General features: G+C 68.0%; 12 protein-coding genes. 3 read left to right on the forward strand and 9 right to left on the reverse strand.

Annotated features, from left to right (window positions below; genetic code table 11):
- Nucleotides 1–6: 6 nt before the first annotated feature.
- From IBX18_RS22380 to IBX18_RS22395, 4 genes are all read right to left on the reverse strand, one after another.
- Nucleotides 7–996, reverse strand: a complete 990-nt coding sequence (locus tag IBX18_RS22380) for an ABC transporter substrate-binding protein (protein ID WP_194835546.1) — start codon at nucleotides 994–996, stop codon at nucleotides 7–9.
- Nucleotides 997–1,068: 72 nt separating this feature from the next.
- Nucleotides 1,069–1,908, reverse strand: a complete 840-nt coding sequence (locus IBX18_RS22385; RefSeq protein ID WP_194835547.1) for an ABC transporter ATP-binding protein — start codon at nucleotides 1,906–1,908, stop codon at nucleotides 1,069–1,071.
- Nucleotides 1,905–3,035 carry an iron chelate uptake ABC transporter family permease subunit gene (locus IBX18_RS22390; protein ID WP_194835548.1) on the reverse strand — a complete coding sequence of 377 codons (1,131 nt, stop codon included), beginning with the start codon at nucleotides 3,033–3,035 and terminating at the stop codon, nucleotides 1,905–1,907. The genes IBX18_RS22385 and IBX18_RS22390 overlap by 4 nt, the downstream gene beginning before the upstream one ends.
- A complete protein-coding gene (locus IBX18_RS22395) occupies nucleotides 3,035–4,045 on the reverse strand; it encodes an iron ABC transporter permease (RefSeq protein ID WP_306796359.1) in 1,011 nt (336 codons plus the stop codon). Before IBX18_RS22395 ends, IBX18_RS22390 begins: the two co-directional genes overlap by 1 nt.
- A 486-nt stretch (nucleotides 4,046–4,531) precedes the next feature.
- Between IBX18_RS22395 and IBX18_RS22400 the strand changes: the two genes are divergently transcribed.
- The gene (locus IBX18_RS22400) at nucleotides 4,532–4,972 is read left to right on the forward strand and encodes a nuclear transport factor 2 family protein (RefSeq protein ID WP_194835549.1); all 441 of its coding nucleotides are present in this window, start codon (nucleotides 4,532–4,534) and stop codon (nucleotides 4,970–4,972) included.
- Nucleotides 4,973–4,994: 22 nt separating this feature from the next.
- Here IBX18_RS22400 and IBX18_RS22405 read toward each other — a convergent pair whose 3' ends face one another.
- The 5 genes from IBX18_RS22405 to IBX18_RS22425 form a co-directional block, all read right to left on the reverse strand.
- Nucleotides 4,995–5,870 carry a lysophospholipid acyltransferase family protein gene (locus tag IBX18_RS22405; RefSeq protein WP_194835550.1) on the reverse strand — a complete coding sequence of 292 codons (876 nt, stop codon included), beginning with the start codon at nucleotides 5,868–5,870 and terminating at the stop codon, nucleotides 4,995–4,997.
- Between the two features lie 20 nt (nucleotides 5,871–5,890).
- Complete coding sequence (locus IBX18_RS22410) at nucleotides 5,891–6,748, reverse strand: hypothetical protein (protein ID WP_194835551.1); 858 nt, start codon at nucleotides 6,746–6,748, stop codon at nucleotides 5,891–5,893.
- Nucleotides 6,745–7,344, reverse strand: coding sequence for a hypothetical protein (locus tag IBX18_RS22415; RefSeq protein WP_306796360.1), 600 nt, complete (start codon nucleotides 7,342–7,344; stop codon nucleotides 6,745–6,747). The genes IBX18_RS22410 and IBX18_RS22415 overlap by 4 nt, the downstream gene beginning before the upstream one ends.
- Before the next feature lie 210 nt (nucleotides 7,345–7,554).
- Entirely contained in the window at nucleotides 7,555–7,743 is a 189-nt protein-coding gene (locus tag IBX18_RS22420) for a ferredoxin (protein ID WP_194835965.1), read from the reverse strand.
- Nucleotides 7,743–9,209, reverse strand: a complete 1,467-nt coding sequence (locus IBX18_RS22425) for a cytochrome P450 (RefSeq protein ID WP_194835552.1) — start codon at nucleotides 9,207–9,209, stop codon at nucleotides 7,743–7,745. The genes IBX18_RS22420 and IBX18_RS22425 overlap by 1 nt, the downstream gene beginning before the upstream one ends.
- A gap of 307 nt (nucleotides 9,210–9,516) precedes the next feature.
- Between IBX18_RS22425 and IBX18_RS22430 the strand changes: the two genes are divergently transcribed.
- Complete coding sequence (locus IBX18_RS22430) at nucleotides 9,517–10,185, forward strand: TetR/AcrR family transcriptional regulator (protein ID WP_194835553.1); 669 nt, start codon at nucleotides 9,517–9,519, stop codon at nucleotides 10,183–10,185.
- A gap of 429 nt (nucleotides 10,186–10,614) precedes the next feature.
- Nucleotides 10,615–11,730: a hypothetical protein gene (locus IBX18_RS22435; protein ID WP_194835554.1), complete on the forward strand. Its 1,116-nt coding sequence runs from the start codon at nucleotides 10,615–10,617 to the stop codon at nucleotides 11,728–11,730.
- Nucleotides 11,731–11,812 lie beyond the last annotated feature (82 nt).

Below are 11,812 nucleotides of genomic sequence, written 5' to 3' on the forward strand. Positions count from 1 at the left end.
GTGCGGCTACTGGACGCCGGTGGCCTTGGCGACGTCGGTGAGCATCTGGTCGGCGGCCTGCACGCCGATGCCCGACATCCAGGTCTCGTCCAGCACGTCGATGGCCTTGCCGTTCTTGACGGCGCGCAGGTCACGCCAGACGGGGCTGGTGGTGACGGCGCCCTTCTCGGTCTTGCCCGGATCGTCGATGGTGGCGACGAAGATCAGGTCGGCGTCGGCCTGATCGATCTGCTCGGGGCTGACGTCCTTCATGATCTTCTTCGGGTCGGTGGAGATCTGCGACTCCGGTCGCGGCAGGCCGATGTCGGCCAGCACCACGCCGCTGAAGGAGTTGCTCTGGTACAGCCGGGTCGGGCCGGCCAGGAATCGGACGACCGAGACGGTGGGCAGCACGCCGTTGTTCTTGGCCTTGATGGCGTCGCCGAGCGCGCGGGCCCGGTCCTCGTAACCCTTCAACGCGTCGGCGGCCTGCTGCTCGAGGCCGAGCGCCTTGCCGTGCACCGCGAGGTTGGCTTTCCAAGGGCCACCGGTGGTTTCGGTGAACACGGTCGGCGCGATGCCGCTGAGCTTGTCGTAGATCTTGTCGTGGCGGACCTTCGAGGACAGGATCAGGTCGGGCTTCAGCGAGGCGATCCGCTCGAGGTTCGGCTCGAGCAGCGGGCCGACGTCGGTCACCCCATCGACCTTGCCCGCCAGGTATTCCGGGAACCCGCCCCTGGTCTTGGTATGCGGGACAACGGCACCCACCGGCTTGATGCCGAGCAGGGTGACCGAGTCCAGCTCGGCGGTGTCGAGCACCACCACGCGCTTGGGCACCTTCGGAATGGTCACCTGACCCATCAGGGTGTCCAGGGTGCGCGGGAAGCTGGCCGAATCGGCCGGGGAGGCAGCGGAATCCGTATCGGCGGAGTTGTTGCCACAGGCCGCGAGGCAGGACAGGCCTACCGCCGCAACAAGTGTCGCGATGCCGATGCGGCCGCGGAGTCGGGTAAACATGAGCAGTCCCTCATCTCTTGGGAGTGGGTGGTGCATCAGCTCGAGCGAGGCGACGCTGGGGGGGTAGTCCGCTCAGACGGGAGCGGCGGCGGACAGTCGGGCGGCCCGGCTGCGCGGAACCACCAGCGGGGTCCCGGTTTCCGGGTCGGGTATCACCAGGGCATCGACCCCGAAGACGGTGCGGACGAGTTCGGCGTCCAGCACCTCGGCGGGTGGCCCGGCCGCGGCGAGGCGGCCCTCGTGCAGCACCACGAGGTGGTCGGCGTAGCGGGCGGCCTGGCCGAGATCGTGCAGCACCATGACGACGGTGCGCCCGGCCTCGGCGTGCAGGTCGGCAACCAGGTCGAGCACGTCGAGCTGGTGGCGCAGGTCGAGGAAGGTGGTCGGCTCGTCGAGCAGCAGCAGGTCGGTGTCCTGGGCCAGGGCCAGCGCGATCCAGGCCCGCTGGCGTTGGCCGCCGGAGAGCTGGTCGACCGGCTGTTCACGCAGATCGACGGTGCCGGTGCGCCGCAACGCGTCCTCGACGGCCGTCTGGTCGGTAGCCGACCATGGCCGCAACAACTTCTGATGCGGATAGCGACCGAGCCGCACCAGCGCCTCGACCGTGATGGACTCCGGTGTGATCGGCTGCTGCGGCAGCAGGCCCATCCGTAAGGCCAACGCGCGGGCGGACATTCGATGGATGTCGGCGCCGTCGAGGGTGACCGTGCCGCCGGACGGGCGCAGCAGCCGGGTGAGTCCGCGCAGCAGCGTGGACTTGCCGCAGGCGTTCGGGCCGACGATGGCGGTGACCGAGTCGCCCGGCAGCACCAGGTCGAGGCCGTCGATCACGACGCGGTCGCCGTACCGCAGATCGACTGCCTGCGCGGCCAATTCGTTGCGCCCGACCACGTCGTCCGGTGTGTCACTCATGCGGTCCTCCTGGAGACGGGCGCGCTCTCACGGAGCATCAGGATGAGCAACCACGGAGCACCGACGGTCGCGGTGACCACGCCGACGGGCAACCCCTCGATCGGCAGCGCGTGCTGCACGATCAAGTCGCAGACGAGCAGCAACGTCGCCCCGGCCAGACCGGTGACGGCGAGCGTGACGGCGGTGGGCGGACCGGCGAGTCGCCGCACTAGGTGCGGAACCGCCAGCGCCACAAAGGAAATCGGGCCGGTGAGGGCGGCGGCCAGCGCGGCGAGCGCGATGGTGGTGCCCAGCAAGGCCAAACGGGAGTGAGACACCCGGACGCCGAGCGTGCCTGCCGACTCGTCGCCGAGATCGAGCACCGACAGCGTGCGGTATTGCAGATACAGCAAGGCCAGCACCAGCACACAGGCGACCGCGGCAGCCTGGATCTCGGGCCAGGTGCGCCCGTAGAGCGAACCGGTGGTCCACTGCACCGCCGACCCGGCGAGTTCCAGCGGGAAACGCACCACCATCAGATTCACCGCCGCGGCCAACCCTGCCTGCACTGCCAATCCGACCAGCACCAGCCGCGTGACCGGGAGCCCGGACCGCCAGCCCAGGATGCCGAGCAGCAGCGCGGCGAGCATCCCGCCACCGAGCGCGCCCAGTGGGATGAACGACTGGCTCGCGCCGAGGGCGAGCACGAGCACCGACCCGAAGGACGCGCCCCCGGTCACACCCATGACGTCGGGCGAGGCGAGCGGGTTACGGAACAGCCGCTGGAGCACGGCACCCGCGGTGGCCAGGCCCGCGCCCGCGAGCAGCGCGGCGGCCAGCCGGGGCGCACGGAACTCCTGGACGACGTAGACCTCGCCCTGGTCGCCGAAGCCGAACAAGGCGCGCAACGCAGTAGTCGCCGACATCTCGACCTCGCCGACGCTGAGCGCCACGGTCGACAGCACGGCGATCGCCACCGCGCACACCGCGCCGATCAGGATCGCGCGCCTGCGCTGCCGGACCAGGACATTCGCGCCGGAACGCAATGGTTTTAGACCATGCCGTAGCGACGCCGCACCGACCTGATCAGCGGAACGCTTGGCACGCAATAGTGTTCGGCCATTGCGCGGCGGCGGAGCATCGATCATCAGCCCACCCGTCGAGCGAGCACGGCGAGCAGCGGCGCACCGAGGAACGCGGTGACGATGCCGACCTCCAGTTCCGAAGGCCTGGCGACGAGCCTGCCGAGGATGTCGGCGGCCAGGAGCAGCAGCGGGCCCGCGATCAGGCAGCCGGGCACCAGCACCCGATGGTCGCCGCCGAGCACCAGGCGAACCAGGTGCGGCGCGGCCAGTCCGATGAACGCGATCGGCCCGGCCACGGCCACCGCGGAGCCGGCGAGCAACACCACCGCGATCATCCCGGCCAGCCGGATGCGGCCCACCGGCATGCCCAGCGCCTCCGCGGCTTCGTCACCGAGGGCGAGGGTATTGAGCGCGGGCGCGATCACCAGGCCGATCACCGCTCCGATGATCAGCGTCGGCAGCATCGGCACCAGCACGTCGAGGTCGCGTTCGGCGATTGATCCGGCCAGCCAGAAGCGCGCCTCGTCCAGAGTGCGTTCGCTGAACAGCAGCACAGCCGAGGTCCAGGAGACCAGCACCAGTTGCAGGACGGTGCCGCCGAGGACCAGCCGAACGGGATCGAGGTCACCGGCCCGGCGCCCGAGCGTCAGCGTGAACAGCGCGGCGGCGGCAGCGCCCGCGAAGGCGAAGCCCAGGTATTCGATCGGGCGGGTCAACCGCAGCGCGTAGATGGCGATCACCACGGCGAGCCCGGCACCGGCGTTGATGCCGAGGGTGGTCGGCGCGGCGAGCGGGTTGCGGGTGATGCCTTGCACGAGCGCGCCCGCGAGGCCGAGCGCGGCGCCCACCGCCAGCCCCACCAGGGTGCGCGGCAATCGCATGCCGGTGACCACCATGGCGTCGCGGCCGTCCGCATCGCCGAGCAAGGCCTGCACGACGGTGCCGATCGGCACCGAGCGGGCGCCGAGCGCCAGGCTCAACACGACGCACAGCAGCAACGCGGCAAACCCGAGCATCAGCATCGGGATGCGGCGCGATAACGCGGCCGTGCGGGTGGTGTCGACGGAGGTCACGGGGACGTGAGCTTAAGTTAGCGATACCTAAGTTTGTCAACGCGCGTCGGCGCGTGTGATGTCCGTCTCGTCCGTTTTTCGCGCCGGGCCGCTGCGCCGGCAACACCGCCTGAGCAGCGATCGAGGCACAGAATCAACAGTCACGGTTTCGTAACGGGCCCCGCTGGGTACTAAAAGAACTATGACATCGACGGATCACCGACCAGCCCGCATCGCTGGCGTGGAGCCGGGGACCGCGGTACTGGCATTCGCTCTGTGCCTTGCCTTTTCGATCGGCATCGCCACTCTCACGCAGTCTGCCGTGACCACGGTCCTCGCATGCGCCAGCATCGCGGCCGGACTCGTACTCGTACTGAACATCTTGCCGCACAAGGCTTGACCCTTCTCGCCTCCGCCACCGCTGCGACTTCTAAGGTCCGGCTCTTGATTCCCGGACTCGCGCCTGGTGGCATAGCGCCAACAGAGTCGGCGCAATTCGGAGGCATCATGCTGTCCCTTCCAGAGATTTCGGACCGCCTGGAGATCCAGGACCTGATGGTCCGGTATTCCCACGCGGTCGACACCGGACAGTGGGACCTGCTCGACGACATCTTCACCGAGGACGCCCATATCGATTACACCGCGATGGGCGGACCGGCCGGCGACGTGGCGGCGAAGTTCCTCGCCACCATGTTGCCGAATTTTCCCGCCTTTCAGCACCTGATCAGCAACTCCTCGATCACCCTCGACGGCGACACCGCCACCGGGCGGACCATGTGTCATAACCCGATGATGCTGTCGGGTGGGGACGGTCCGCCCAGCCTCATGCTGTGCGGGCTGTGGTACCTCGACACGTTCGCACGGGTCGACGGGCAGTGGCGCATCGCGCGCCGGGTCGAGGAGAAGAGCTACATGTTTCTCGCCCAGCCGGTGCCGGGCGCGAGCTGAATGCGCTGCGGCCCAGCCGATATCAGCCGACAATCGGTAGCCCACGTTCTGCGGAGAGCTCGCACAGTGCGTCCTGCATGACGCCGGTGACGAGCTCGTAGGCCGCGTCGACATCCAGTTCCGGGCCCAGTTCGGCATGCAGATCGATCGGCTCGAGGAACTCGACGGTGACCTTGCTGGGCAACGGGATGTGCCCGGCGAGATCGCCGATATTGAGTCCCCACGGGAGGGCGATCGAGATGGGAAATACCTTCAGCCGCAACATCCGATCCAGCCGCAGCAGCTTGGCCAGCCGATCCCCGCGCGAGAGCATCAGCGCGGTCTGCTGCGCACCGATATTGACCATCGGCACGATGGGAACCTTCTCGTCCCAGGCCAATCGGAGAAAGCCGGTCCGGCCGGCGAAGTCGATCTCGTCTTCTTTCCAGGTCGGCCGGTGCACCTCCCAGTCACCGCCGGGATAGACGAGCACCGCCGCGCCGTCGCGCAATACCTGCCGTGCACTGTTCGGGTCCGCACCTACCGTGCCGAAGCGGCGCAGCAACGTACCGATGACCGGATAGGCCATCACCATGTCGTGCGCCAACTGGAAGAACGGGCGATGCGGACCGAACCGCCGCACGAACGCCAAAGTGGCGACCAATACCTCGGGTGACACGTTGCCCCCGGAATGATTGCCGACCAACAGGACCGGGCCGTCCTCCGGAATCCGGTTCAGGCCCCGGACCTCCGCGCGGAAGTACAGCCGCGCGAACCACCAGCCCGGACCGACCGTGTCGATGATGAACTCGGGGTCCCGGTCGGCCGGGTCGGGCGCGGGCACGCGCGCGTTCACCTGCTGGGCGACCCAGTCGGTCACCTGGTCGATCCGGTCGGTCGGCAATCGAAACCAATTCATGGGCAACGCTTTCCGTTAGATCACGACTCGATCACCAAGAGCCTGCGGAAGAAACCGCGGTAGCCACGCAGGGCCTGCCGCAGTTCCTCGGTGTCGCCGTCTTGCAGGCCGGCGCAGTGCTCCTCGAGGACGCGCTTGCGTTCGGCGTAGGCGGTGGTCAGCTGGTAGATGATGTCCGCGACGATCTTGTCGGCCTGGGTGACGGCGTCGCGCGGACTGTCGACGAAAGCGCCCTGTACCTCACGCCATTGGGTGCGGAGGCGGTCGAGGTCGATGTCGGCGAAGAGCGGGGTACCTACGTCGTCGAGTGAAATCCGTTGCTGCTCAGTGCCGTTTCCTGCGGTGGTTGTCTCGTCCGCAGCGGTCGCCTGGTCGGTCTCGGCGGTGCTTGTCGCGGGGACCTGATCGGCGTCGGTTGCCGCAGAGGCACTTTGGGTGTCGTGATCCCTGATGCTCTGGTGCGCGGTTTCGTAATCCGCAGTGTCCGCCTGGGTGGTCTCGGCGTCGTGGTCCGCCGTGCGCGAGTGTGCGGTGTCGGCGTCGTGGTCCGCCGTGCCCGCCTGGGTCGTCTCGGCGTCGTAGTCGGCCGTGCGGGATTGGTCCGCGTCGTATTCCGTGGTGCGCACGTGCTCGGGTTCGACGTCGACGTCGGTCGTGCGCGCATGGTCGGCGTCATCGGCTGTCGTGCCCGCGCGTCCGGCGTCGGTGACATCCGTCGTGCCTTCGGCGAAACGGCTACCCGACTCGCCTGCGGCCCAGTCGTTTTCGCGGCCCTCCTGCCAGGACGAAGACCGCGCCTCCTGCTCGCTCATCGGGATATCCGCGCTCGGCGTCGCGGAACGGTCGGAATGCACGGTGCGTTCGTATTCGGTGCTCATGACAGCGCTTTCTTGTCGTGCTCGGACTTCTTGTCCTTGTCGTGCTCGGGCTTCTTGTCGTCGGTGGCGCCATTCAGCAAGTCCTGGAACAGGTCCCGGTAGTGCACGATGGCGGTACGACGGTCCTCGGTGGACACCTCGGAACCGGTGGCCCGGGTGGCGATCTCGTGCGCGGCGCGGTAGTGACCGAGCGCTTCCGCGTGCTCCACCGACAGGTCGGCGACCTGCTGGTCGAAATTCTCTGTGGGGTAACCGCGTTGGGCCATCACCGTGGTAAGCAACCGATCGGCGGATTGCAGCGCCTCGGCCGGGTCGTCGATGAACCGCTCCTGCACCTCGACCCACTGCGCGGTGTAGAGCTGTTTCTGCTCCGGGCTCAGCGCGCGCAATTCGAGCTCGGCGTGCCTGCGTTCGCGTTCGGCCAGTTCACGTTCGGCCGCGCGCCGGTCGTCGTGTTCCTCGACCGTCCGGTCGTACTCCGGGCCGAAGCGGCTGCGTAGCCGCTGCCTGCGCACCATCGGCCACACCACCAGGGCGATGACCACCGCCGCCAGTACCACCAGAACGATTACCGTGATCAATACTCCAGACGACACCTGGAACCTCCTCGCCGAGCCTGTCGTATTCGGACAGGTAATGCCTCGCCGCCGAGGTTCCAAACTCTTGATCACGCTTCGATGTCACCCACTGGGATCGCAGCAGGCCCAGCGGTTTCCGCACGGAAGACCCGCACCCTTACTCGGGATCCGCACCGGCTTCGGCAGCCCGCAATCAGTGCGGATCCCGAGAAAGAGTGCGGCGTGTGGTCAGGTACGGCGCAAGGCTTCGACGGGGCAGCTGTCGACGACCAGTTGGACGAGGTCGTGCGCGGTTTCGTCGATGGTGTCGGCAAGGGGGGTGACGATGCCGTCGTCGCCGACGCGGAACAGGGTGGGTGCCAGCGCCTCACACATGCCGTGCCCCTCGCAGCGGGCGCGGTCGGCGACGACACGCATCACCGCAGCCGTTCCAGCCGGATGGGCAGGCCGTCGGCGGGCATCGGTCCGGTGCCCGCGACGAGTGGCACCTGGTAGTCCGGGCGCACCGACCAGCGGTATTGCAGCAACATCTGGTGCAGCACGGCTTTGACGGTCATGCCGCCGAAGTACAGGCCGATGCATTTGTGCGCGCCGCCGCCGAACGGGGCCCAGGCGAGCCGGTGCGATTTGTCCTCGCGGCGGTCGGCGGCGAACCGCTCCGGGTCGAACACGTCGGGGTCGGCCCAGTAGTCGTCGGTGCGCATCATCGGGTAGGCGCCGACCATGACGAGCGTGCCCTGCGGCACGTAGTAGCCGAGAATGTCGGTGTCGGCGATGGTTTCGCGAATCTGCTGTGCCACCGGCGAATACATGCGCAGCGTTTCCTTGAACGCCAGGTCCAGACCGGGTAGTCGGTCGAGGTCGCCGTAGTCGAGGGCAGGCTTGCCGAGCGCTCGGGACTGCTCGCGCAACCGCTCCTGCCACTCCGGGTGGCGGGCGAGTTCGTAGGCGAGCATGGACGCGGCGATCGTGCTGGTGTCGTGCGCGGCCATCATCACGAAGATCATGTGCTCGATCACCTCCTCGTCCGAGAACGCGTGGCCCTCCTCGGTCTCGGCATGGCACAGCACGCTGAACAGATCGGTGCCCGCGCCCGCCCGCTTGGCGGGTAGCTCACGCCGGAAATAGTCGCCGAGAATGCGCCGCCCGCGCACCCCACGCGCCCACACCCCGCCGGGCACATTGGTGCGGATGAGCGCGGTCGCGCCGTGTACGGCGTCCTCGAAAGCCCGTTCCAGCACCACACTTTCGGGCCCGAGCTCGGCACCGGCGAAGACCTCGGTCGCCTGCGCGAGCAGGATCTGCTTGATCGCGTCGAAGACCGGGAAGTGCGGGCCGGGCCGCCACTCGGCGACGCCGCGGGTGATGCGCGGAGTGGTCAGGTCCAGGTAGCCGACCAGCCGGGGCCGGGTGAACGCCTGCTGCATGATCCGGCGATGGAACAGATGCTCGTCGAAGTCCCGCAGCAGCAGGCCACCGCGAAAGAACGGGCCGATCAAGAACTCCCAGCCGCGTTGCGCCGAGAAGACCTTGTTCCGTTCCATCAGCACCGCCTCGATGGCGGCCGGACTGCTCACACCGACCATCTTGCGGCCGAGCACGCCCATCCAGTTCACCGGACCGTACTGCTGAAATCGCTTGCGCGTCAATCCGATCGGGTCACTCAGCGCGTGCAGTGTGTACCCGATCCCCGGCGCGCCGAAATCGCCTGGCATCGGGCGCAATCCGCTCCCAGGTGGTGGTTCGGCCAGCGGCCGCTCGGCCGACGGGTACTGACCGGCGACGCGAGCGCCCCACATCTGCGCGTGTTTCGCAACGCGCGCCCGCAAGCGGCGGACATCCCCTTGCACCTCGGTGACCTTGGGGGAAACCAGAAGACTCATGACGGCCGTCCCTTCGCGACGCTGCGACCCCTCGACCATATCGGAAACACACGTTTCCGTACACAGTTGTTTCCTGACTTGTCTTGTGCAAGGCTGCTTCGGGTGAGCGAGCGAACCCTGCACGCAACGTCCAGGAACGCCGGTGCCGAGTGCCGGCGAGGCCCGGTCGTGAGCGGGCACAGCGAGCGAACCCTCGGTACCCGGGGCGCGACCAGGCCGCAAGTCAGCGAGGTGCAGTCGTGAACGAGCGAGCCATCGGCACAGCACCCCGGGGTGCTACGGAGCCGAGCGTCCGCGAGGCATGGTCGTGACCCGCGTATTCACCGGCACGTACCGCGGCACCTCGACCGCTGAGCGCCGAGAAGATCGGCGCAGGCGGCTACTCGACACCGCTCTCGACATCGTCGGCACCCAGGGCCTGTCCGCGCTGACCGTGCGCGGTCTCTGCGAACAGGCCCGGGTCGGACCGCGCTTCTTCTACGAGGCGTTCCCCGATCTGGATGCCCTCGCATCCGCGATGCTCTTGGAAATCCAAGACGCCGCTCTCGACATCGCCCGCGCAGCCGTCGCCACCACCGAGGGCTCACCTGCGGACAAGATCCGCGCCGGCGTCGCCGCCCTCATCATCGAACTCACCGACGACCCGCGCCGCGCCCAGGTCGTCTTCGCCCAGGCCTACGGCAACGAGGTCTTGATGCGCAGCCGCTTCGACGGCATGCGCCGCGTCGCCGACGTCATCATCGAACAAACCCGCCTGGTGCTCGACCTCCCCGCCGGCCACGACACCGCCGTCGCCGCGACCTCCCAGCTGATCACCGGCGGCGCCGCCGAACTCGTCCTGGTCTGGCTCGACGGCGGTCTCGACGTCGACCGCGCGGGCCTGATCGACCTACTCGCCGATTTCACGATTTCGATGGTCGAGCGCCTGCCCGATGTCGCCCAGCGCTTGTCGACGGGCTCCGAACCCACCACATAACCGCACCGACTCGGCCAGCCGCACACCCTTTTCCTAAGCCGCACACCAGCTATGCCGGGTGTGCGGCTTACGAAAAGGGTGTGCGCCCTCGCCCCACCTTCCTGGGCGTGCCTCCGACGACCTCCGCCTGCTCTTGGCCGTGCCTCAGCTCTTATCGGGGCCGCCTTCGACGATCTCGAAAACGACATCACAGCCAGTCCTCCCGCCGGAACCTTCACCCCGTGGACTGCCATGAACCCTCCGGCCAGGTGGGTGTGGCGCGGGTGGGGATTTCGTACACTGAATCCATGAACGCGTGCAGGCGATTTCTGCGCCCCGGGCCGTCAGTCGGCCACGGGGTCTGCCGCGTGCGTTCGAGCACGTAGTTCCTGTGGCCGTCGTCGGTTCGGGGGTTTTACCGAATTCGACTGGCTACCAAAGGAATTACTCATGCCTGCTTATCTCTCTCCACTCGATCTGTCGCGCGCGCTGACCGTGCGCGACCTCAGCGACGCCACGCAGGGGCCGCACGCCATGCAGGCGCTGCTGGACGCGATGGTGCGCGCCCTGGCCGATGCGTGGGCGTCGCAGGTGCGCGTCGTGCGCAACTCGCCGCTCGTCGCCGTCGTCGACAACTACGACAAGCTCGGCTACGACCCGGCCGACGTCACCCGCGACGCGCGCTACACCCGATACGTCAGCCCGACCACCATGTTGCGGAGTCACACCACGGCCGATATCCCCGCGACCTTGCGGCGCTACGCCGAGGTGTCGGGTGACGTCGACGACCTCATCGTGGTGCCCGGCCTTGTCTACCGCAGGGACGTCGTCGACCGAATCCATGTGGGCGAACCCCATCAGGTCGATCTGTGGCGGCTCCGATCGAGCCCGGACACCGGCGACCACCACGTGCGCGAGATGGTCGCGCACCTGGTGGAGGCAGTACTACCGGGTGCCGAGTGGCGCACCACGCCGGCCCGGCACCCCTACACCGCCCTCGGCAGACAGGTGGACGTGCGCCTCGGCACGGAGTGGCTGGAACTCGCCGAATGCGGGCTCATCGCCGACCATGTGCTGGCCGGTGCCGGGCTCGATCCCGCCCGCTGGTCCGGTACTGCGCTCGGCCTGGGATTGGACCGAGCCCTCATGCTGCGCAAGGGAATTCCCGATATCCGCTACCTCCGATCCGACAACCCGCGCATCGCCGACCAGCTGCAAGACCTGTCCCCATGGCGGCCGGTCTCCACGCTGCCGCCGATCCGCCGCGACCTGTCGGTGGTGATCACCGACGACACCGACGACGAAACCCTCGGCGACACCGTGCGAAAAGTGCTGCACGATCGGGCCGACGACATCGAGTCGGTGCTCGTCACCGCCCGGACACCCTGGGCCGAGCTCTCCGAAAAGGCCAGGGACAGACTCGGCATCGAGCCCGGACAGACGAATGCCGTTGTGCGGCTGGTTCTCCGGCCGTTGGCACGCACGCTCACCGACGAGGAGGCCAACGCACTCCGCAACGAGGTGTACCTCGCCATCCATATCGGCCCCCAACTGGAGCTGGCATGAACGCGCAGCGCCTGACGAATTCCGGCCACATTTCGGGTCTGTCGGCCGACCCCAAGTGCTGCTAGCGTGGAGAAACTCAACG

Source organism: Nocardia sp. XZ_19_369, from assembly GCF_015355715.1.
Classification (GTDB): Bacteria; Actinomycetota; Actinomycetes; order Mycobacteriales; family Mycobacteriaceae; genus Nocardia.

Coding starts and splice junctions, on each gene's coding strand:
- IBX18_RS22420 (WP_194835965.1), bottom strand. CDS start 7,743: ATGCGTGTCGTCGCCGACCGCGCCCGCTGCGAGGGGCACGGCATGTGT.
- IBX18_RS22410 (WP_194835551.1), bottom strand. CDS start 6,748: ATGAGCACCGAATACGAACGCACCGTGCATTCCGACCGTTCCGCGACG.
- IBX18_RS22405 (WP_194835550.1), bottom strand. CDS start 5,870: ATGAATTGGTTTCGATTGCCGACCGACCGGATCGACCAGGTGACCGAC.
- IBX18_RS22425 (WP_194835552.1), bottom strand. CDS start 9,209: ATGAGTCTTCTGGTTTCCCCCAAGGTCACCGAGGTGCAAGGGGATGTC.
- IBX18_RS22380 (WP_194835546.1), bottom strand. CDS start 996: ATGTTTACCCGACTCCGCGGCCGCATCGGCATCGCGACACTTGTTGCG.
- IBX18_RS22390 (WP_194835548.1), bottom strand. CDS start 3,035: ATGATCGATGCTCCGCCGCCGCGCAATGGCCGAACACTATTGCGTGCC.
- IBX18_RS22385 (WP_194835547.1), bottom strand. CDS start 1,908: ATGAGTGACACACCGGACGACGTGGTCGGGCGCAACGAATTGGCCGCG.
- IBX18_RS22400 (WP_194835549.1), top strand. CDS start 4,532: ATGCTGTCCCTTCCAGAGATTTCGGACCGCCTGGAGATCCAGGACCTG.
- IBX18_RS22435 (WP_194835554.1), top strand. CDS start 10,615: ATGCCTGCTTATCTCTCTCCACTCGATCTGTCGCGCGCGCTGACCGTG.